Consider the following 20,547-nt stretch of genomic DNA (forward strand, 5'->3'; position numbering starts at 1 on the left):
CGCCTGTTCCTCCCCTCGGAGCGCGGGCCGCTCGCCCGCCTGTTCCTCCCCTCGGAGCGCGGGCCGCTCGCCCGCCTTCGCTGCCCCTCGGAGCGCGGGCTGCCAGCCCGCCTGTTCTTACCCTCGGAGCGCGGGCTGCCAGCCCGCCCTGTCACCTCGCCGGAGCGCGGGCTGCCAGCCCGCCTGCCTATCCAGCTCTCTCCCGTACGGGCACAGCGCCGCTGTGCCCTTCCCCTACCGCTCCGGCATCCGCAGCGATCCGCCCAACCCCACCCCAATCTGCCGCGCCAATTCCGGGCGCACCGCAATCACAAAATCAGTCGAACCCAACCCTGCCGGCGGCTGGCGAAACATCAAGTAACGCCACAATTGCGCCTCCGTTTCGTAATCAAACGGATTCCGCAACAGCCGGTCGAGCAGCGAGCTGCCATTCAACCGGTACGCTTGATCTTCGGGGAACCACCAGCGCAACGGATAACGCTGAATCACAAAGCCTTCCAAGTACGCCCGATTTTCGGGATAGCGGTCGAGGTTCTCTTGCAAGAGCAGCACCGCCTGCACGTCTTCAGCCGGCGGCCCGTTCAAGCGACCTCCCGGCACCGCGATCGCTCCCGGCCAATCGCGCAAATACCAGAGCCACACCGTCTCGTTATCGTACATCACCGGCAAGCGCGTGCCGCCGCCGCGCCGCATCGCCGCTTCTTCCAACCGCCGGATCACCCGCATCACATCAGGCGAAGTCTGGGTATAGACCATCATCTCGCGGGCCACGTCGCCGGTCTGATAGGCCAGCCGCACACTGCCGCGCACCGTATATAGTCCAATTGCCACCGACAGACAGATCGCCACCAGCGCCGCCGTCACCGTCCAGCTCCAGCGCAACCCGGCCCCGATCACCAGCAAGGTGAACAGAGTCAGCGTGAACAGAACCGCCATCCACGGCTGGATCGGCGAGGCCGGGCCGGCAGCCACTGTAATTAAGAGCAGCAGAAATCCCAGACTGATGATCAAGCCGAACAGCAAGCCAAAACTGAGCAACGATCCCTTGGGCAAGCCCAACGCTCCCGGACGCCATTCATCCAGCCAGCGCCAGCCGCCGGCAGGCGCAGGCGCCAGATCACCAGCGCCAGCCGTGTCTACCGGCACCGCCGCCTCGGTTGCCGCCGGTGTCGCTGCCTCCTCCCATGCCACTTGCCAACGCGCTGCCTGCGCTTGCGCCAGCGCCACCAGTTTCGCCACCGTCCATGCAAACAACAGGGTCAACGGCAGCGTGATATGAATTGTGAGCCATGGCATCTTCTCACCGGCCCACGTATAGATCCCAAACGCAGCTACCGACCACCACGCAATCAAACCAATGGCAAACGCTTCCGGCCAGCGCCGGCGCACCGCTTGGATCGCCAACGGCAAACCGGCAGCCGCGCCTAACAGCAGCAACGGCTCGTACGTAGCGAGAATCACGGCATAGTAATGGCCGGGTTGGCTGCCACGCTGCACATTATGTTGCGCCAACCAATAGAGCAACGAACCGGCCACCCCCGAAATGAGGCCAAGCAGGTTGGTAAACATGGCCGTGAACAGCAGCGCATAGATCGCGCCGGCGATAGCCAACGCCACTTGCCAGCGCCGATCCGCCGCCAGACTCGCTGCTACCATCGCCGCCGGATCGCCGCGTTCTAGTGCTCTTTCCCACGGAGTGGCGCCGCCCACGCCGGGCTGGCCCCAGATAAGCCAAATCAGCAGCGCTAACCCGCCAGTGAGCAGGATCAACGCGCTGATAATGGCCGGATGGTTCACAAACCGGCCAATGTCAGCCAGATAGCGCGCGCCATTTTCCCACACCGAGCGCCCACCGTCGCTATCCGACCGGTTGCGCACTAATAGCGCATACCCGTTATCTTCCGTTTCTAGCGGCGGCCAGCCGAAGATCGGCCCCGGACGATCAACCACAATTGCGCCATTCGCGTCACGCTGAGCATGGTGCCCCCCATCCACAACTGCGGTGCCGGGCAACACAAAGATCAGCAGCGCCAGCGCCAGCCCCAACCCGCCAATAATCGCCAACCCCGGCCGGAACACGCGCCAGCAGAAGATCGCCGCCAGCGGCGCCGCCATGATCAAGATGTAGAGGTAGGTTGTCTCTTGATTGGTCAACATCAACGCTAACGCCGCCGCACCCAGATAGAGCCAGCGCGGGCGCGGATCGGCGGCGTAGCGCACAATCGCCGCCAACACCAGTATCTCAAAGAGCACCGAGTAAATGTCGTGCCGAAAAAAGCGCCCCACATAGAGCGCCACTGGCGAGATTAGCAGGTAGATGCTCGCGATCAGCGCCGCCGGTCGCCCAATCACCGGTCGCAGCAAGATCGGGCTGAGGGTAAGGGCAATACTAAACAAAGCCGCGCTGAGTCGCGCGGTCGTATCATTATCGCCAAAGAGAAAAAACGTCAACGCGCCAAGATGGTACAGGAGCGGCCCGTGCAAGAGCGGGTCGTGCATATAGCCGCGCCCGCTGAAGAGATACCACGAATACGCGGCGTGTAGCGTCTCATCGTGGTGCAAGGCGCGATCACCCAATGCCCACAACCGGCTCACAATCGCGAGCACCGCGATGATCGCATAGGCCACCTGTTCAACTGTAGGAGTCCAGCGCCGTGCAACGGCTTCAGGCATCGACATAGCTTTCAGCGCGCCGTGATCTGTTTATCCTAAATCGCAGGCATTGTACACGAACGCTAGGCGCAGGGCAAGCGTTTCAATAGCGGTTTCTCATTGAAGTCCAAGATGGTACAGGCACCTATATCATTGCGAGGGGGCGCCTTTCCGTATGTCATTGCGAGGGGGCGCAGCCCCCGCAGCAATCTCCCCCTTCAGCGAAACCCATGGCTCAACCGTCCTCTTCCGCCTTTCCGTATGTCATTGCGAGGGGGCGTAGCCCCCGAAGCAATCTCCCCCTTCAGCGGAACCTATGGCTCAACTGACTCTTCCCGCCTCAGCAGGAGATTGCTTCGCCGCCTCCGGCGGCTCGCAATGACAACCGGAGAATAGCCTCAATACGGAAAAAAGTCCTCTGGCATCACCTGCACATCCTTCAAGACCGCGATCACCCGCTGATCATCGCGCCGCACATGGCTGATCTGCCCGCTCACGTAGCGTTCTTGCTCGCGCCAATAGACCGTATCGCCTTGCCGCAAATCGATCAACGCCGGGCGCAAATAGCCGCCAGCGCAATCAATCACAATCCGCTGCTGGCTCAGCTCATCAACCGGCAAATCGGTATACCGCCGGCCATACCCGCGCCGGATGACGGAAATGGTGCGAAGTGATGGTTGTGCCATAGTGATGTTACATGGTTATCAATATGTAGTCGCTATTTCGGAGGATCAATGCACGATACAAGATGCAAAGCATCAAGGAAGTGGGAATGAAACGAACCATAACCTCCTTCCAGCCATCAACTCTCGCACTCTATCTACCTTCCCCACTCCCTACTTCCCTACTCGCAGCCACGCAAACAATGCTACCCCCAGCAACCGGATCACGCCGGCCACCACCAACATCGGCACAATCCCGATCATGTCAGCGAAGAGCGTCGCCACCAGCGGCATCACAAACAGGGCAAGGTTTTGCAAGGTTTGAAATAGCCCTACATACGTCGCCTGCCGCTCAGCGGGGATGGTGCTTAGCACGAGATCGAAATTGACCAGATCATTGCCGGCGACGCAGAACGTTACCAAGCCGGCCAGCAAAGCCAGCAACCACGGCGCATCGGTCAGCGCCACCCCAAACGGATACAACGCCATGCCGAGGCTGCTCGCCAGCAAGACGCCGCTATTACCCAACCGTGGCGCTGCCGCCGACCAGACTGCGTAAGCGACCAACAACACGCCATTGCCAACCATGCTGATCAGGCCGATCCAGCTATCGTTGAGACCGGTCTCACGCACGTAGTAGAGCGGCAGCAGCGGGATTGCCATCGCCACGCCGCTACGGAACACAAACGCGCTCCACGCATAGTTCATAAACGCTGGCGGCGCCTGTTTCAGCGCCACAAGCAACGAATTGTCACCACGCTGGGTCGCGGTGGGTGCCCGATCGGGCAACGTAATCGCCCGCGAAAAGAAAAAGCTCAGCAGTCCGCCGGCAACCGAGCCGATAAAGACCACTTGATAGTTGAGCGGAAAGGGCATCTGATCCAGCACGCCACCGATCAGCGCTACTGTCACCGCCGTCGCCAAGCCCAGCATCGACCAGCGCATGCTCATGAGTGCGTAACGGCGCTGCGGCCCAGCCACCCCGCCCATCACAATCGTAAACGCGACATTGACAAAGGTCGAGGGAATCGTCACCAGCGCCCAGATGATGATAATCGTCCACGGCACTGCTTCCAGCGGCAGCACAAACGGCAAGAGGCCGAAGACCGCATACGAGGCCAGCACCCAGAACCGCATGCCCGAATACCAGACCACAACGTTGCGCTGCCGTTCGAGAAACCGCCCGATCGGCAAGGCAAACAGCGCGCCGGCCAGCGCCGGCAACGAGGTAATCAGGCCAACTAGCAAGCTCGATGCACCCAACCGGGCTAAAAAGACGGGCAAAAACACGCTCACGCCGGTGACGATCCCAACCCCAATCCCATCGATCAGCACGTTGCGAATATTGCGTTCGGTGACATCGGTTGGGCGTACCAGCGCGCGCAACTCGGCGCGCGAGATGAGCGGTCGCATGCTGCTGCTGCCTTTGATCGGCTCACAATCCGCGGCGAGCGATCCTCGATCGGCGTGAAAATCAGTGCGCGGCCACGTGGCCGCGCAGGTGGGGTGGTGGGCGATACTGGACTCGAACCAGTGACCTCATCGGTGTGAACGATGCGCTCTAACCAACTGAGCTAATCGCCCGCGTTCTGGCGAAGAGTATAGCACATCTGGCCAGTTTGTGCAAATCGCCCATCCCGGCTATACTATGCCCATACAGAGCTGTTGCCATTCATCGAACGATCATCTGCCGCTCGTTCGCTTCATCATCAGCCCGATGTCACGCTTCACCCCCGCCGGTAAGCGTCTGTGCAGCCAACGGGTTTCTTATCGTTTACGGTCACGCCTATGACGGTTCAATCAGCACCGCTGCCCGATGTGCAGCCAGTCATTGAGTCACGCTATTTCAATCGTGAATTAAGCCTGATCGAGTTTAACCGCCGGGTGCTCGAAGAGGCGATGGATCCGCGCAACCCGCTGCTCGAACGGGTGAAGTTTCTGGCGATTTTTGCCTCTAACCTCGACGAGTTTTTTATGATCCGGGTTAGCGGGATCAAGCAACAGATCCGCGCCGGTGTCCAGAAACGTTCCCCCGACGGCCAAACCCCCAGCGAGCAGTTGAGCGCTATTCGCCGCGCCCTGTTGCCGATTCTTGAACAAGAGCGCGATCTGCTGCTGAACGATCTGCTTCCGGCGCTGCACGAACAGGGTATTTCAATCCTGAATACCGTCACCCTGAATGAGGCCCAACGGGCATGGGTCGCCGATTATTTCCGCCGCCAGATCTTCCCGGTGCTGACGCCGTTGGCGTTCGACTCGAGCCGGCCTTTCCCGTTCATTTCCAATCTGAGCCTCAATCTGGCGGTAGTGATCCGCGATCAGGCGAAAGGCGAGCTCTTCGCCCGCATCAAGGTGCCCGAAGTCTTGCCGCGCCTGATCCCCTTGCCCGCCGAACTCTGCCCGCCTAAGGGTGAGATTCCACCCGGACGCTGCCACTGCTTCGTCTGGCTCGAACAGGTGATTGCCGACCATCTCGAACAGCTCTTCCCCGGCATGAATGTGGTTGAGGTCTATCCCTTCCGCGTTACCCGCAACGCCGATGTCGAAATTGAAGAGGACGAGGCCGATGACTTGCTGGCAACCATCGAGCAGGGGTTGCGCCAACGGCGCTTCGGCGAGGTGGTGCGGCTAGCGGTTGATGATGGGATGCCCGAACGCATTTGCCAGTTGCTGGCCGCTAACCTCAAAGTCGGCCCCGAAGATATCTATTCGGTGCGCGGGCCGCTTGGCTTGAGCGATTTGATGCAATTGACGCGCCTCGACCGGCCTGATCTGAAGGATCCGCCGTATATGCCGCGGCTGCCGGCGGTGTTGAAGAATGGGAATAATATCTTCGATACCATCCGGCAGAATGATATTTTGCTCCACCATCCGTACCATTCGTTTACGCCGATTATCGATTTTATTCAGGCCGCCGCCGAAGACCCAAATGTGCTGGCGATTAAGCAGACCCTGTACCGCGTGGGGCGCAATTCGCCCATCGTGCAGGCGCTGATGCATGCCCGCGAGCAGGGCAAACAGGTGACGGTGGTGGTTGAACTCAAAGCCCGCTTCGACGAAGAGAACAATATTACGTGGGCGCGGGCAATGGAACGGGCCGGCGTGCATGTCGTGTATGGCTTGGTCGGCCTCAAAGTCCATGCCAAACTAGCAATGGTCGTGCGCCAAGAGAGCGACGGCATCCGGTGTTATGTCCATCTCGGCACCGGCAATTACAACGCGGTGACGGCACGGGTCTATACCGACCTCGGTCTGCTCACCTGCCGGCCCGAAATTGCTGCCGATGTGGTTGATCTGTTCAATTATTTGACCGCGTATAGCCGGCAGAAGGAGTACCGCACCCTCTTGGTCGCCCCGGTCAATCTGCGCCGGCGCATAACCGAGCTGATCGAAGAGGAGATCGCACTCCACCGCTTGCACGGCAATGGCCGGATTATCTTTAAGATGAACGCATTGGTCGATCGCAAGATCATCGATGCCCTTTACGCCGCCTCGCAGGCCGGCGTCCAGATCGATCTGATCGTGCGCGGGATGTGCTCGCTCCGCCCGCAAGTGTCTGGTCTCTCCGACAACATCCGGGTGCGCTCGATTGTCGGCCCTTATCTCGAACACAGCCGGATCTACTATTTCTACCACGGTGGCAAACCCAAGATTTATATCGGCAGCGCCGATATGATGGAACGCAACCTCGATCGCCGCGTCGAGGAGCTGTTCCCGCTGACCGATCCGGCGGCGATGCACTACGTCACCGAGACGTTGTTGACGACCTATCTGGCCGATAATTTGCGCGCTCGCGAGCTGCAACCCGATGGCCGGTATGTGCGGGTGACTCCCAATGGCCACGAGGTGATCGATAGCCAAGACCCGGCCCGGATTATTCCCGGCTGCTGACCAGCGCCATCTGCCGCAGCCGCTGTTTGAGATCAAGCGCGGCCAAGGTAAAGCCACCGTCAGCGCCGTCAACAAAGTGGATTTGGCGCCCCATCCGCTCGAAGACCACGCAGGTGAGCATCACCTCCGGCGAGCGGTGCGCACCGAACACGAGCTCACCCGCCGCGGCGCGCGACTCAAGCCACGCCAGCAATTGTGCGTGCTGCTCGTCATCACCCGAAATGATCATGCGCAGCACATCATCGTACTTGCGATAGTCGGCTGCGGTCACTACGTGCTGCCGGTAGCGATCCCACCATGGATCTTCGCCGAGTAACTCTTGGAACCAACGGTACCCACGCACCCCTAAATTGAGGCCATAAATCTGCGCCCAATACGCTAGTTGCGCCATCCGGCCCACACCGCCGCGCAACCGCGCCTCTGGCCAGAGCGCAACCGGCTTGGCGCTGGCTTGCATCCGCGAATAGTGCAACGGATGGTAGGCCTGATCGCCGCCGTAGATGTGCTCAATCGCGTCGATCACCATCCGGTACACGGCCATGGTAGAAGCCGGATTAGCCTGCGGCAAGACTTGCACAAGCAGGCACAAGGCCGCGCCGTGCGCCGGCGGGATGGTGTTCCAACGGCACTCGAGCCCGCTCAGGTTCGCTTCGTCAGGATTGCCGGGAGCGACTAATACCTCTGCCGCCGTCTCTTCGTCTTTCACTAGCCGCTCGGCATAGCTCATCCCGCCGCCGCTGAACACCGCCTGCGCCACCTGTTGGTTCAGCGCCAGCCTCCCGACTAACACCTGATAGCCGGCTTGCACGATCGCGTTGGCCGGCACGGCCCCCACCCGCAGCTCAAGGTTAAACGCTTGCTGGGCCAAGCCGCTGACCGCACTTAGCGCCCGTAGCGTCGACTCAGTCAATTCCGGCGGCACTGCCAGCGAGGCGCCATCGCCGCCAAAGACAAACGGAATCTCGATCCCGCCGGCCACATTCAGCGCCGCGGTGATCGTGGCGGCCCCGGCCATGTTCACCTCTTTATACCGGCCTTCGGCCACCGCGCGCGTCGATCCGCGCACATCGCACACGATCACCGTCCAATCATCCGGCAACGGCTGATACGCGGTCAAATCGGCAATATCACTGAACTTGGTCAAGAGTGGCAGTTGTGAGAAAAAGGATGTTGTCATAGACGTTTAGCTAGTATGGCAATCCAGTTCGTTATCTTGGCCCGATCACCAGCGGCGGCGAGGCAGGATCTCACTTCCGCCAGCGCTGTCCTAGCATATCCCCTCTGACCATGGTACACTACCTTTGTCATGGATTGCCTTACTGAAAAGATTATGATCAGATTACGGCTCTGGCTGATCACGCTGGCAGCACTGTGCGCATGGCTGGCTGGCGGCGTGGCGCTGGCTCAACCAACGTGGATCGAGCAAAGCACGGCCTATTTCCGCCTCGTCTACGCGCCTGAAGATGAGGCGATCGCCGGCGAATACGCGCTTATTATCGATACATTGTATAACGAGTTAAGCACCACGTTCGCTTTTCAACCAACCACGCCGCTGACCTTACGCCTCTACCCCACCAGCGAATCCTACTTCACCGCCAACCCCGCCGCGCGCAATGTCCCCGGCGTGATTGCCCACGCCGATTTTCGTCGCCGCGAAGTGGTGGTAATTGTCGAGCGGGCGCGCCGCCAGAGTGAGACGGCGCAGATCAACAACTTGCGCCACGAGTTGACCCATATCTTCGCCGCCGAGCTCAGTAATGGCCGTTTGAATGTCGGTTTGCAAGAGGGGATTGCGCAGTATATGGAATTGCCGGGGCCGGATCGCGACGACAAAATCGCTATTCTGCGCGATCTCACCCAGCGCGGGGAGTTGTGGACGTGGGCCGTGTTAGATGACCGTGACGCGATCTATGGCCAACCCGAATTGAGCTACCCGCAAACGTGGTCTATCGTTACCTTTTTGATCGAGCGTGACGGCTTCGAGCAGTTTCGCCGATTGCTTACCGCATTACCCCAAAGCAGCGGCTACCGTTCGGCGATGGCGGCCATCTATGGCGTCTCAGCCACCACCCTCGAAAGCGAATGGCGGGCATGGCTGCCCGCCTTCTTGCAGCTCGAACCGGCTGCTCTTCCGCCAGCAGTGATCGATCTTGCGCCGGCACAGGCCTTGCTCGCCGCTGGCGATTATGATCGCGCTTTGCGTGAACTCGAACGCCTTGACGCCATTGCCGATGCCGAAACGCAAAACCGTATCGCGGCGCTGCAAGCGCGGGCCCAAATCGGGCAGCGCGCTAATCAATTAACTGAAGCCGCCCGCACTGCGTTGCTCAATGGCGAATATGAACAGGCCGAGCGGCTGATCGGACAAGCCGAGCAAGCCTACCGCGAGATCAATGACAACCGCCAAGCAACCGTGCTTGCCGAATATCGGGCGCGGGTGGCGCGCGGGTTGCAAGCCGGTGAGGCGCTGCGCCGGGCCGATGCCCAAGCCCGCCGGTTCGACATCTTCGGCGCGCAGGCGAACGCTGAAGCGGCTGCACGTGAGTTCGCCGCTTTGGGTGATGAGGTGCGGCGCGATAACGCATTAGCGCTGCGCCGCAGTCTCGCTGAACAGCAGCGCACCCTCGCCGCCGCTCTGCTCTTCCTTGGCGCGGCTGGGCTAGCGATCCGGTTGATCGGTCGCCAATTGTGGCCGGCGCCGGAAGCGTGGTAAGGGGCCGCACGATGTGCGGCCCGCCATCCAGTAGAATGTTACCGCACCTGCACCATATCGGCAGGCACTGGGAAATGGCGGCACATGTCAGCCACCTCGGACGCAATCCGCGCCAACCGCGCGTCGTCGTCGGGGTACATCAGCACCTCGCCGATCCACGCCGCAATCTGCGCCATCTCACTCTCGCGCATACCGCGCGTCGTCACCGCCGGCGTTCCGATCCGGATGCCGCTCGTCTTCATCGGTGGCTGCGGATCGTCGGGAATGGCATTCTTGTTGACCGTAATCGCCGCTTTATCCAATGCTCGCTGCGCCTGCGCGCCGGTCAAGCCGGTGCTCCGCAAATCGACCAGCATCAGGTGATTATCAGTGCCGCCACTCACCAACGTCAACCCTTGCCCACGCAACCCTTCCGCCAGTGCCCGTGCATTGAGCCGGATCTGAGCGGCGTACTGCTTGAAATCAGGCCGGAGCGCCTCGCCGAAGGCAACCGCTTTGCCAGCAATCACGTGCATCAGCGGCCCGCCCTGCGTCCCCGGAAAGACGCTGGAATTAATCTGCTTGGCAAACTCTTCCCCCATCAGGATGAGACCGCCGCGCGGGCCGCGCAACGTCTTGTGGGTGGTGGTAGTGATGATATGGGCATGCCCCACCGGCGACGGATGCTCGCCAGCCGCCACCAACCCGGCGATATGGGCAATATCAGCCATCAACAATGCGCCGACCTCATCGGCGATCTGGCGCATGCGGGCAAAATCGATGATGCGCGGGTAGGCGCTCGCACCCGACGTAATCAGCTTGGGCCGGATCGCGCGCGCTTTGGCGGCTAAATCGTCGTAGTCGATCTGGCCGCTCTGCGGATCGACGCCGTAGAACTGCACGTTATACCACTTGCCGGAAAAATTGACTGGACTGCCGTGGGTGAGGTGGCCACCGTGGTCAAGCCGCATGCCGAGAATGGTATCACCGGGTTGCAACAGAGCGGTGAACACCGCGATATTGGCTTGCGCGCCGCTGTGCGGCTGGACATTGGCGTGCGTCGTGCCAAACAACTGGCAGGCGCGATCAATGGCAAGCTGCTCGATCGCATCGACAAATTCGCAGCCGCCGTAGTAGCGCCGTCCGGGCAAACCTTCGGCATACTTGTTGGTCAACACTGAACCCTGCGCCTCCATTACCGCAAGGCTGGTATAGTTCTCGCTGGCGATCAGCTCAAGACCTTGGCGCTGGCGTTGCGCTTCGCGCTCGATCAAGTCGGCAATAATCGGATCGGTTGCGCGCAAATGTTCGAGCATCGTTTCCTCTCCCTGTGGTAGTACTGTTCAAAAGCGAAAAAGCCGTTCTGTTCACCGGCGCAAACCGGCAAACAGAACGAACATGCCGCCATCGCTGCTTGCTTAACTCACCGACTCACCGGGTTTCAACGTGATGATCTCGGTCGTCACGCCAAACTCGCGGCAGTGCTCAGCCAACGCTTCCGGCGTCCCAGCGAGGATCGGGAAGGTGCCGTAATGTTCGGGGATCGCATACTTGGCGCCGATCAACTTCAGCGCATACGCTGCTTGGCGCGGATCCATCGTAAAGTGATCGCCAATCGGCAGGATGACCAGATCGGGGCGATACAGATCGCCGATGATCTGCATATCCATGGTCACGCAGGTATCGCCGGTGTGATAGATCGTAAAGCCGTTGCTGAAGCGCAAAACATAACCGGCTGCCGTACCCAGATTGATGATTTGGCCGTTTTCGTAGATGGTGCTGGAATGGTGGGCCGTCGTCATTGTCGCGCGCACATCGGCCACCGTCACCGTGCCGCCTTTATTGAACCCAACCAATTGCGCCGCCGGGATGCCCTCACCTTCAAAGTACGGCACCATATCGTACTGGCACACCACCGTGGCCCCGGTTTCGCGCGCCAAATCGACGACATCCCCGATGTGATCGAAGTGGCCGTGGGTAATAAAGATCGCCGCCAAGTTCTCGCGCACCCGCGCCTTCAACGGCTCCGGACAGACCGGGTTGCCGTCAACCCACGCATCGATCAAGATATTGCGGCCCTCCGGCGTCGTCAGATGGAAGGTGCCATGACCAATAAATGTAATGGTGACATCACGCCCTAGCGTTGCCAAGGTTGCCTCCTTCCGGTCACAAAACACGAACTTCTTACGGGCCGATGAGATCTATGGAAACCCGGCTTGGTGCTGATCGCGCCTTCAGTATAACACAGAGCATCATCCTCTTGACAACTGGCCCAGTGCCGGGTATAGTATACCCCCGGGGGGTATATGTACCACCCGCACTGCGGTGAACCAACCGCCGCTCACGCATGATTGAGGAGGATAGAACCAATGGCTAAGCCCATCGTAGTAAACGATTCCGATTTTGCCGAGAAGGTCTTGCAATCGAGCACGCCGGTCGTGGTCGATTTTTGGGCGCCGTGGTGCGGGCCATGCCGTGTCATCGCCCCCATCCTTGACAAGCTGGCCAACGAGTACGAAGGCCGGCTCACCATCGCCAAGGTCAACACCGACGATAATGTCCGCTATGCTTCCCAGCTCGGCATTCAGGGCATTCCGACGCTGGTCATCTTTAAGAATGGCAAAGAAGTCGGACGGTTGATTGGCGCACGCCCGGAAGCGATGTATCGCGAGATCTTTGATAAAGTGCTGGCAATGGCGTGAGCACTCCGCCACCAACGCCCGACCCGGCAGGTACACAGCCTATGAACGCCGGTGGTCATCCATTAGCACCCGAACGGCGCGACGAACTGGTGCGCCGTTTGCGGCGCATCGAAGGCCAAGTGCGCGGCATTCAGCGTATGGTGGAAGAAGGCCGCGACTGCCGCGATATTGTCCACCAGATCGCGGCCATCCGGCAGGCATTGGCCAGCGCCAATAGCGTTGTGCTCGAATGCTATGCGCAAAATTGCCTGAGCGATAGCGAACGTTGCCGCGCCGAAACGATCAACGAGTTGATCGAATTGTTTAAAGACGTGTGTTAGCCTGCTATCCGCCGGGGGTGAGCGAGCAGCTCACTCCCGGCGGATGCTATTCAGAACCGATTGCGGTTGCTACTTCACCGGTTTCCGTCGCTTTCCCGTTGAGCAAGATAGCCAGTAAATCGCGTACTGCCAACCCTTGCTGGGCCGGATGGCGCAAGGGTTGATCGGGATAGATGGTGTACCGGTTATGCCGGCCCTCGCGCACATGTGAAATATAGCCAGCCTCATGCAGATCGTGCAAGATGCGCTGCACGGCCCGCTCGGTAATCCCAACCGTCTGCGCAATGTCGTGCGCTGTCACCCGCGGGTTGCGGGCAATACAGAGCAAGACCTGCGCATGGTTGGTCAAGAATGTCCAACTCATACGATCGGCTTTCTAGACGTATACCGCACATCCTCGTTTCATAATATTGTACCAGCGTTATTGATTACAAGCGAGGGGAAGGATACACACCCCACTAGTGAGCGACTTCACGGCGCTGGCCCAAAGGTTGCCCGCCATTCGCGAATGATGTGCAGGTAGAAATCGGGCGGCAAGGGGCGACCATCACGGTCGGTATACGCCGCTGGCGCCACGGCGGTATTTTCCGGCCATTCATTCCACGTTTCGATCAACACCAGATCGGTATCAGGCGGGATGGCGGCGAGGCTGGCGCGCAGGAAGGCGCCGGGAGCAACTGGCCCGCCGCCGGGAGGTTCATCACGCGGCTGCACCCGCGGGTCGCTGACCCCCGGAATGCGCGAGTTATCAAACCCCGGCCCGGCGCTACTCACCTTGAACCCGCGCAGCTCGCCGGTATACGGCCCTACCAGCGCCGTCCCCCAACGATAGACGCCATCCGCCGCTTCGGCGCTGCTCGGCAACCCCGCTGGCGGGGTCAGCGCCTGCGGGTTAAGCCACGTCTCTTCGAGGATCAGCCACGGTTCGACGCCAAAATCGGCGCGAAAGGCATCTTTGACCGCGCGCCACAGCGCGCCGCTCAATTCGAGATTATCACAACACAGCGCAGTATAGGTGATGATAATCGGGCGGCCATCGATCGTGGCCCACATTTCGCGCGGCACCCGCTGAAAGAAATCGCGAATGTGCAGATTATAGAAGAAATAGCCGCTGCGTGGGTCACTGAGCGGCAAGCGGGGCACGTTCGGGCCAAACCGGTAGCCATTGCCCATAAACTCTTGGTACATGCCTTGCTGGGCCGTGGTATCAAGGAACATCCCGATTTGCAAGGGCCGCGCTAACACGCCATTCGCTTGCACCAGCAAGTTGATGCGGTCTTGTTGAAACCATGGATGTGGATGATCGCCCCAACTCACCGGAAAGACGATATCAATCCCGGTGGCGGCCATTGTGCGCAGCTCTTCCTCGTACCAGTCGTAGTTATACGAGGAATAGCTCAGGCCATCACGCGGATCGGGATCATCGGGCAGCGGCGTCAACCACCCGGGAGGGACGGCGCGCAGTTGGTCAGCGTTACACTCTTGTTGCGGGCAGTTGTACCAATAGAAAAAGAAAGTACCGAGCGGCGGCCCGCGCCGTACCGGCGTTGGGGGAACTATGGTCGCCGCCGGCTGGGCCGGCCCGGTTCCGCTTGGCGGTGAAGGCGCTGGGGTTGCTGCGGGCGCTGGTAGCGTTGGCCTAGCATCGCTTGGCGATGCGGAGACTGGCGGTGCCGGCGTAGGTTCGGCGGCGCGCGGCGGGCTACAAGCAGCGACGGTGACGAGCAGTGCAACCGCGAAAAACAATTGTATACGCACCAGTAGCGTCTTGATCGTATCCATACACTGGCAGTATAGCACGATCAAGCACTAGCCGGCGGGCTGCCCAAACACAACCACGGCGCGAGCACGATGCCCGCGCCGTGGCTGCCGGTGAATACCAACCTACTTCGCCGTCGCCACCTTATCGATCATCTTGGTCATCCCCTCGTCGTCGGTGATCGGATTGCGCAGGTTCTCAACCAGCTCCTGCGTCTCCTTCGAGGGTTCCTTGGTCAGCAAGCTCACGACCACGATCAAGATGATCGCCACCGGCAGACCGAAGATGCCCGAACCGAGGTGCGAGATGCCCAGCACATTGAACGCCGGATTCATGTAGTTATTGAACATGTAGAAGAGGGTGACACCCAAACCGCCAATCATACCGGCAATCGCACCGGGGCCATTAGCCCGCTTCCAGAAGATGCCGAGCAGCACCACCGGGAAGAAGGTTGCGGCGGCCATCGAGAACGCCCACGCCACCATCTGCGCGATCAGCGCGAGGCGCGGGATCGCAAGCAAGGCTGCAATCACGGCGGCCACCACGATCATCGACTTGCCCAGCATAATGCGGGTATTGAGGCTGGCCTTCGGATTGATCGTGCGGAAGTAGATGTCGTGCGCGATCGCCGAGGCAATCACCACCAGCAGACCGTCAGCGGTGCTGAGCGCCGCCGCCAGACCACCCGCCGCAATCAGCGCGCCGATGGTGAAGGGCAGACCAGCGATATCCGGAGTCGAGAGCACCACGAGGTCGCCGTCAATGCCATCAGCGGTAGCGCGGCCTAACTCGTTAAGCTGCAAGATGCCATCAACCCGCGCCTTGGTCAAGAAGGTTGCCGCACCCGAAATTTCACCGGCGCGCGCCTTGCCATCACCAATATCCTCCCACGGGCCGAGGTCGATCTTGCCATTACCGTTCGCATCCTCAATGGTGATGGTCTTAGCGTTGATCAGGTTCTTCACCCAACCCGGCTCTTTGCCGATCTCAACACCATCGACCGCCTTGAGGTCACGGATCACGATCAGACCGTTGCTGGCCCACGTCTTCGTCCAACCCGGCAGTTCGCTGATCTGCTTGCCGACCACGTTCTCGAGGATCTGCCAGCGCGAGAAGGCAGCGTAGGCCGGCGCAGTGAAGTAGAGCAAGAAGATGAAGAAGAGCGACCAACCGACGCTCAAGCGGCTCTCGCGCACGCTCGGCACGGTGTAGAAGCGGATGAGGATGTGGGGCAAACCGGCGGTACCCAGCATCAGACACGCCATCAGCGCGAGGAAGTTCCACGGCGTGCCGCGCCAGTCGCCAAGCTCAGGCTTCTTGGCATCGGGGATGGCCTGCGCTGCCGGCGGGGTCAGGCTCCAGCCAAATTGGGTATTGATCTGGCGCACTGCATCAACCGCGGCGGCATTGCTGAGACCCTCGTTGAAGGGCGGGATGTAGCCGCTGGTAATGAACTTGCCCGGCACAACCGGCGACTCAGTCGTCCGCGACAAACCCTGCTCTTGCTCAAGCACTTGGATCCGCTGCAAGGCCTGCCCATAGCTCAGTTGCGGCAGCGGAAAGCCCGTAAGCTGGATCGACAGCGCCGTCACCGGGATGAGGTAGGCGATAATCAAAATGATGTACTGCGCCACCTGCGTCCACGTCACGGCCTTCATACCGCCAAGGAACGAACAGACCAGCACACCCGACAGACCAAGGATGACGCCGATGGTGTAATCAACGCCGACGAAGCGCTGCATAATCAGGCCGACACCGACCACCTGCGCGGTCACGTAGGTGAGCGAAACGATAATCGCGCAGATCGCCGCCACCACGCGGGCGGTATTGCCGCCGAAGCGCGCACCAACAAAGTCGGGAATGGTGTACTGGCCAAACTTGCGCAGGTACGGCGCAAAGAGCAGCGCTAGCAACACGTAACCGCCCGTCCAGCCCATAATGTAGGCCAGACCATCATAGCCAAGCAACCAGAGCGTACCGGCCATCGAGATGAACGACGCCGCGCTCATCCAGTCGGCGCCGGTGGCCATACCGTTGAAGACTGCCGGCACGTTGCGGCCAGCGACATAGTACTCATCCAACGCCTTGGTACGCGACAGAATGCCAATCGTCGCATAGAGCGCCATCGTCAGCAACAGGAAGATCCAGCCAATGACTTGCGTGGGCAAGCCAGCGAATACTTCCAGCAGCAGCATCAGCAAGCTCACGCCGATAAAACCAATGGTAAAGTAACCGTAGTAGCGCGCCATCCGGTTGCGGAAGACGCTCTGGCTCTGGGCCGAAGCAGACATGCGCGTTTCTCCTCTGCAACTACAGAAACTGATGCTGAACTAGCGATCGCGATCACTCAAACCGTACTTCGCATCCAGCTTGTTCATGGCGTAGGCGTAATAGAAAATTTCCACCACGAACACGATCAGCGAACCCTGACTGCCCATGTAGTAGCCGAGGGGAAAACCGGCGATCACAATGTTGTTGAGCGCCTCAACAAACGGTACCGGCAAATACGAAACTGCAAACCAGATCACGAGCAAAATCGAGATCAGCCGCAGGTTCTCTTGCCAATACCGCCGATTCCGCTCCGCAACCGGGAGCTTCGCCAGATCCGACATAGGACCTCCTTCACATGCGCTGCACTGCTCACCTTCAGGCGATGCATTCCTGCGGTTGCTGCGATCACCATACCGAATCTCACGAACAGGGTGAGACGCGCCACGAACACGGTCGGCAACTCAAACGGCACAATGACCCACACGCAACATGCCAGTTATGCATCTCATATCGCGGTGAGATGATTGTAGCAACCCTTTTTCAGCGCAGGTTAAGTTTTGTGTAAAGTTTTGGTAAATTCTCCCCTTGTTTCGTGTGGCTTCTTTCACGATCCCACATCGCATGCCAGCGTGCTATAATCGGCGGCGACAGAGCGCTGTGCTGCATCAGCGCACTGCGCCCCACAACACGAGGTACGGGCCCAGCAGCGCTGTGCCCCAACAATACGAAGTACGGGCACAGCGGCGCTGCGCCCCCACGACACGAGGTACGGGCCCAGCAACGCTGTGCCCCAACAGCGAAAGGGAAAAATTCATGACGAACGGAAGCATCAGCCAATTCATCCGTCACCATTTTCGCCATTTCAACGCGGCGGCGCTCGTTGATGCCGCCGACGGCTACCGCGCGCATCTCGCCAAAGGCGGCCAGATGATGATTACACTGGCCGGCGCGATGAGCACCGCCGAACTCGGCCTTTCGCTGGCCGAGATGATCCGGCAAGAGAAGGTGCATGCCATCTCGTGTACCGGCGCTAATCTGGAAGAAGATATCTTTAACCTGATCGCGCACGATTTTTACGAGCGGGTGCCGCACTACCGCGACCTCAGCCCCCAGCAAGAACAAGAGCTGCTCGAACGCCACATGAACCGGGTGACCGACACCTGCATCCCGGAAGAAGAGGCGATGCGGCGGCTCGAGCAGGCCCTGCTCGACGAGTGGATGAACGCTGACCGGGCCGGCGAGCGCTACTTCCCGCACGAGTTTATCTACCGCATTTTGCGGTCGGGCAAACTCGAACAGTATTACCAGATCGATCCGCGCGATTCGTGGGTCTATGCCGCGATGGAGCGCAATTTGCCGATCTACGTGCCGGGGTGGGAAGACTCGACTACCGGTAATATGTACGCGGCCCACTGCATTACCGGCGAGATCAAGAACGTGCATACCGTGCGCACCGGCATCGAGTATATGATTGATCTGGCCGACTGGTATACGCGCACTTCAGCCGAAGCTTCGATCGGTTTCTTCCAAATCGGCGGCGGTATCGCCGGCGACTTCCCAATCTGCGTTGTGCCGATGTTGCACCAAGACTTGGGTCGCGAAGGGGTGCCGGTGTGGGGCTATTTCTGCCAGATTAGCGATTCGACCACCAGCTACGGCTCGTATTCGGGTGCGGTGCCCAACGAGAAGATTACGTGGGGCAAGCTGGCAGTTGATACTCCCAAATTTATCATTGAATCGGATGCGACCATTGTGGCGCCGTTAATCTTTGCGCTCGTGCTCGGTTGGTGAGGCTAGCGGATGGTGGCGTCGCACCGCAGCGCGGCGCCACTGTTGTTCCCCCACCTGCAAGCCAGTATCAGAGCAGGCGATGCGTTTGTTAGCACGATCGTCGCTACCGGCTTAAGAGGTTCGCCAGTGCTAAAACCGATGGTGCAACTGCTCGGCGTCATTGCACTCGGATATGTCTTACTGTGCGCTACGATATACGCGGCGCAAGAACGGCTGCTCTTCTTTCCTGAATATGACCCGCCCGGCACGCAATACAACGTTGGCTGGCCGGTGGAAGAGGCGTTCATTCCGGTGGAAGGCGCAACCCTGCATGCGCTCTGGTTTCGCACTACCAACCCCGCAGGCGTCATCCTCTATTTTCACGGCAACGGCGGCAGCTTGCGGAGTTGGGGTGCAGTAGCGCCTGATTTCATCGTCCGCGGCTACGATGTCGTCATGGTAGATTACCGCGGGTATGGCCAGAGCAGCGGTTCGATTAGCCACGAAGCGCAATTACTCGCCGACGCAGACGCAGTGTACGATTGGATGCTGGCGCGTTACCCGGAAGAGCACATCGTGCTATATGGCCGTTCGTTAGGCACAAGTCTCGCAGCGTGGCTGGCAGCAAACCGCCAGCCACGCCTACTCCTCCTCGAAAGCCCGTTGTACAGCGTTGAAGCAATCGCGCGCCGGCAGTTTCCGTGGGTGCCGAGTGTGCTACTCAAATATCCGCTGCGCACGCATAGTTGGATCGAGCGGGTGCGCTGTCCAGTGGTGATCATCCACGGCACCGATGATACCATTATCCCTATTAGTGACGGTGAGCAACTGGCGGCTCACGTCACCGCCCCGCTCGCGTTTTACCGCATTACCGGCGGCGGTCATAACAACCTCGCTGCGTTTGACCTCTACTATCATGCGCTTGACATAGCCCTAGGCACTCCCCGGCAACCATAGTTGAAACATGAGGAGAGAGCATGCTCCGTTTTGCACTCAATATCTCGCTGACTCTGCGTGAACTAGCTTGGCCGGAACGATTGGAGACGGCTGCTCGGCTGGGATTTGGCACGATCGAATTTTGGTGGCCGGATGGGGTCGATCTGGCTGCGCTGGCCCGTCACATTGGCGATGCTGGCTTGCAGGTCGCGCTGGTAAACTTCCCCGCCGGCAATCTCGCGCAGGGTGAGCGCGGCTGGCTCAACCACCCGGAACGCCAGCACGTATGGCGGGCGGCTGTGCCACAAGCGTTGGACTTTGCCCGCCAGATTGGCTGCCCGCGCATGAATGCGCTGGTGGGCAAGTTGTTGCCCGATGAACCACGCGAGAGCCAACTGGCGCGGGTGCGTGACAATTTGGCGTGGGTGTGCGAGCAAGCCGCCGCCGCCGGGATTGAGGTAGTGGTTGAGTCGCTCAATGCGTGGGAGAATGCCGGGTATCTATTAACGACCACTGCCGAAACGCTAGCACTGCTCGATAGCGTGGGAGCGCCGAATCTGCGTTACCAATACGATGTCTATCACATGCAGTTGATGGAGGGCAACATCACCCGCACGATTCGCCAGCACATCAACCGGATTGGGCATATACAGGTCGCCGATGCGCCTGACCGCCACCAACCCGGCACCGGCGAATTGCGCTTCCCCTTCATCTTCCGCGCGATTGCGGAGAGCGGCTACACCGGCTCCATCGGATTAGAGTTTGTGCCACACGGTGAGATCGAGGCATGTTTCGCTTGGCTGCCGGCCAACCGGCGCGAACCGATTGACCCGGCAAGGCTGCAATGGGCGGAATAGGGTGAGTTTCACCGGCCAGCCGTGCTCGCAACGGC

At 60.0% G+C, this 20,547-nt stretch carries 17 protein-coding genes and 1 tRNA gene; 7 read left to right on the plus strand and 11 right to left on the minus strand.

The window, feature by feature from the left end; genetic code table 11:
* Positions 1-234 precede the first annotated feature (234 nt).
* From A6A03_RS12250 to A6A03_RS12265, 4 genes are all read right to left on the minus strand, one after another.
* The gene (locus tag A6A03_RS12250; protein WP_066788615.1) at positions 235-2,679 is read right to left on the minus strand and encodes a flippase activity-associated protein Agl23; all 2,445 of its coding nucleotides are present in this window, start codon (positions 2,677-2,679) and stop codon (positions 235-237) included.
* 371 nt (positions 2,680-3,050) lie between these two features.
* Positions 3,051-3,338: a hypothetical protein gene (locus A6A03_RS12255; RefSeq protein WP_066788624.1), complete on the minus strand. Its 288-nt coding sequence runs from the start codon at positions 3,336-3,338 to the stop codon at positions 3,051-3,053.
* Between the two features lie 150 nt (positions 3,339-3,488).
* Complete coding sequence (locus A6A03_RS12260; RefSeq protein WP_066788626.1) at positions 3,489-4,727, minus strand: MFS transporter; 1,239 nt, start codon at positions 4,725-4,727, stop codon at positions 3,489-3,491.
* Positions 4,728-4,821: 94 nt separating this feature from the next.
* A tRNA-Val gene (locus A6A03_RS12265) sits at positions 4,822-4,898 on the minus strand.
* A gap of 204 nt (positions 4,899-5,102) precedes the next feature.
* Between A6A03_RS12265 and ppk1 the strand changes: the two genes are divergently transcribed.
* The gene (ppk1, locus tag A6A03_RS12270) at positions 5,103-7,205 is read left to right on the plus strand and encodes a polyphosphate kinase 1 (protein ID WP_066788628.1); all 2,103 of its coding nucleotides are present in this window, start codon (positions 5,103-5,105) and stop codon (positions 7,203-7,205) included.
* Here the strand turns inward: ppk1 and A6A03_RS12275 are convergent.
* Entirely contained in the window at positions 7,189-8,382 is a 1,194-nt protein-coding gene (locus A6A03_RS12275; protein WP_066788637.1) for a DUF3095 domain-containing protein, read from the minus strand. The genes ppk1 and A6A03_RS12275 overlap by 17 nt on opposite strands.
* Positions 8,383-8,535: 153 nt before the next feature.
* Here A6A03_RS12275 and A6A03_RS12280 point away from each other — a divergent pair, with 153 nt between their 5' ends.
* Positions 8,536-9,918, plus strand: a complete 1,383-nt coding sequence (locus A6A03_RS12280) for a peptidase MA family metallohydrolase (RefSeq protein WP_245668973.1) — start codon at positions 8,536-8,538, stop codon at positions 9,916-9,918.
* Positions 9,919-9,956: 38 nt separating this feature from the next.
* Here A6A03_RS12280 and A6A03_RS12285 read toward each other — a convergent pair whose 3' ends face one another.
* Positions 9,957-11,213, minus strand: a complete 1,257-nt coding sequence (locus A6A03_RS12285) for a serine hydroxymethyltransferase (RefSeq protein WP_066788643.1) — start codon at positions 11,211-11,213, stop codon at positions 9,957-9,959.
* A 102-nt stretch (positions 11,214-11,315) separates the two neighbouring features.
* A complete protein-coding gene (locus A6A03_RS12290; RefSeq protein WP_066788645.1) occupies positions 11,316-12,047 on the minus strand; it encodes a metal-dependent hydrolase in 732 nt (243 codons plus the stop codon).
* A gap of 219 nt (positions 12,048-12,266) precedes the next feature.
* Between A6A03_RS12290 and trxA the strand changes: the two genes are divergently transcribed.
* Together trxA and A6A03_RS12300 are read left to right on the plus strand one after the other, a co-directional pair.
* Positions 12,267-12,599 carry a thioredoxin gene (gene trxA, locus A6A03_RS12295; RefSeq protein ID WP_066788653.1) on the plus strand — a complete coding sequence of 111 codons (333 nt, stop codon included), beginning with the start codon at positions 12,267-12,269 and terminating at the stop codon, positions 12,597-12,599.
* Between the two features lie 41 nt (positions 12,600-12,640).
* Positions 12,641-12,919: a metal-sensitive transcriptional regulator gene (locus A6A03_RS12300; RefSeq protein ID WP_066788655.1), complete on the plus strand. Its 279-nt coding sequence runs from the start codon at positions 12,641-12,643 to the stop codon at positions 12,917-12,919.
* A gap of 46 nt (positions 12,920-12,965) precedes the next feature.
* Here the strand turns inward: A6A03_RS12300 and A6A03_RS12305 are convergent, their stop codons facing one another.
* From A6A03_RS12305 to A6A03_RS12320, 4 genes are all read right to left on the minus strand, one after another.
* Positions 12,966-13,283 (minus strand): helix-turn-helix transcriptional regulator, encoded by a 318-nt coding sequence (locus tag A6A03_RS12305; RefSeq protein ID WP_066788656.1) that lies wholly within the window; start codon positions 13,281-13,283, stop codon positions 12,966-12,968.
* Between the two features lie 107 nt (positions 13,284-13,390).
* A complete protein-coding gene (locus tag A6A03_RS12310) occupies positions 13,391-14,701 on the minus strand; it encodes a DUF5010 domain-containing protein (protein ID WP_066788659.1) in 1,311 nt (436 codons plus the stop codon).
* A 102-nt stretch (positions 14,702-14,803) separates the two neighbouring features.
* Complete coding sequence (locus tag A6A03_RS12315; RefSeq protein WP_066788662.1) at positions 14,804-16,969, minus strand: sodium:solute symporter family protein; 2,166 nt, start codon at positions 16,967-16,969, stop codon at positions 14,804-14,806.
* A 39-nt stretch (positions 16,970-17,008) separates the two neighbouring features.
* Complete coding sequence (locus A6A03_RS12320) at positions 17,009-17,290, minus strand: DUF4212 domain-containing protein (protein WP_066788664.1); 282 nt, start codon at positions 17,288-17,290, stop codon at positions 17,009-17,011.
* A gap of 472 nt (positions 17,291-17,762) precedes the next feature.
* Here A6A03_RS12320 and A6A03_RS12325 point away from each other — a divergent pair, with 472 nt between their 5' ends.
* Genes A6A03_RS12325 through A6A03_RS12335 form a run of 3 tightly spaced genes read left to right on the plus strand, consistent with a single transcriptional unit; the run spans position 17,763 to position 20,512 of the window.
* The gene (locus A6A03_RS12325) at positions 17,763-18,740 is read left to right on the plus strand and encodes a deoxyhypusine synthase family protein (protein WP_066788666.1); all 978 of its coding nucleotides are present in this window, start codon (positions 17,763-17,765) and stop codon (positions 18,738-18,740) included.
* Positions 18,741-18,749: 9 nt separating this feature from the next.
* Entirely contained in the window at positions 18,750-19,676 is a 927-nt protein-coding gene (locus A6A03_RS12330; protein WP_245668974.1) for an alpha/beta hydrolase, read from the plus strand.
* Between the two features lie 20 nt (positions 19,677-19,696).
* Complete coding sequence (locus tag A6A03_RS12335) at positions 19,697-20,512, plus strand: hydroxypyruvate isomerase family protein (protein WP_066788668.1); 816 nt, start codon at positions 19,697-19,699, stop codon at positions 20,510-20,512.
* Positions 20,513-20,547 lie beyond the last annotated feature (35 nt).

Source organism: Chloroflexus islandicus (genome assembly GCF_001650695.1).
In the GTDB taxonomy this organism is placed as follows: domain Bacteria; phylum Chloroflexota; class Chloroflexia; order Chloroflexales; family Chloroflexaceae; genus Chloroflexus; species Chloroflexus islandicus.

Coding starts and splice junctions, on each gene's coding strand:
- trxA (WP_066788653.1), top strand. CDS start 12,267: ATGGCTAAGCCCATCGTAGTAAACGATTCCGATTTTGCCGAGAAGGTC.
- A6A03_RS12330 (WP_245668974.1), top strand. CDS start 18,750: ATGGTGGCGTCGCACCGCAGCGCGGCGCCACTGTTGTTCCCCCACCTG.
- ppk1 (WP_066788628.1), top strand. CDS start 5,103: ATGACGGTTCAATCAGCACCGCTGCCCGATGTGCAGCCAGTCATTGAG.
- A6A03_RS12280 (WP_245668973.1), top strand. CDS start 8,536: ATGATCAGATTACGGCTCTGGCTGATCACGCTGGCAGCACTGTGCGCA.
- A6A03_RS12255 (WP_066788624.1), bottom strand. CDS start 3,338: ATGGCACAACCATCACTTCGCACCATTTCCGTCATCCGGCGCGGGTAT.
- A6A03_RS12320 (WP_066788664.1), bottom strand. CDS start 17,290: ATGTCGGATCTGGCGAAGCTCCCGGTTGCGGAGCGGAATCGGCGGTAT.
- A6A03_RS12325 (WP_066788666.1), top strand. CDS start 17,763: ATGACGAACGGAAGCATCAGCCAATTCATCCGTCACCATTTTCGCCAT.
- A6A03_RS12300 (WP_066788655.1), top strand. CDS start 12,641: ATGAACGCCGGTGGTCATCCATTAGCACCCGAACGGCGCGACGAACTG.
- A6A03_RS12315 (WP_066788662.1), bottom strand. CDS start 16,969: ATGTCTGCTTCGGCCCAGAGCCAGAGCGTCTTCCGCAACCGGATGGCG.
- A6A03_RS12305 (WP_066788656.1), bottom strand. CDS start 13,283: ATGAGTTGGACATTCTTGACCAACCATGCGCAGGTCTTGCTCTGTATT.
- A6A03_RS12335 (WP_066788668.1), top strand. CDS start 19,697: ATGCTCCGTTTTGCACTCAATATCTCGCTGACTCTGCGTGAACTAGCT.
- A6A03_RS12285 (WP_066788643.1), bottom strand. CDS start 11,213: ATGCTCGAACATTTGCGCGCAACCGATCCGATTATTGCCGACTTGATC.
- A6A03_RS12250 (WP_066788615.1), bottom strand. CDS start 2,679: ATGTCGATGCCTGAAGCCGTTGCACGGCGCTGGACTCCTACAGTTGAA.
- A6A03_RS12275 (WP_066788637.1), bottom strand. CDS start 8,382: ATGACAACATCCTTTTTCTCACAACTGCCACTCTTGACCAAGTTCAGT.
- A6A03_RS12260 (WP_066788626.1), bottom strand. CDS start 4,727: ATGCGACCGCTCATCTCGCGCGCCGAGTTGCGCGCGCTGGTACGCCCA.
- A6A03_RS12310 (WP_066788659.1), bottom strand. CDS start 14,701: ATGGATACGATCAAGACGCTACTGGTGCGTATACAATTGTTTTTCGCG.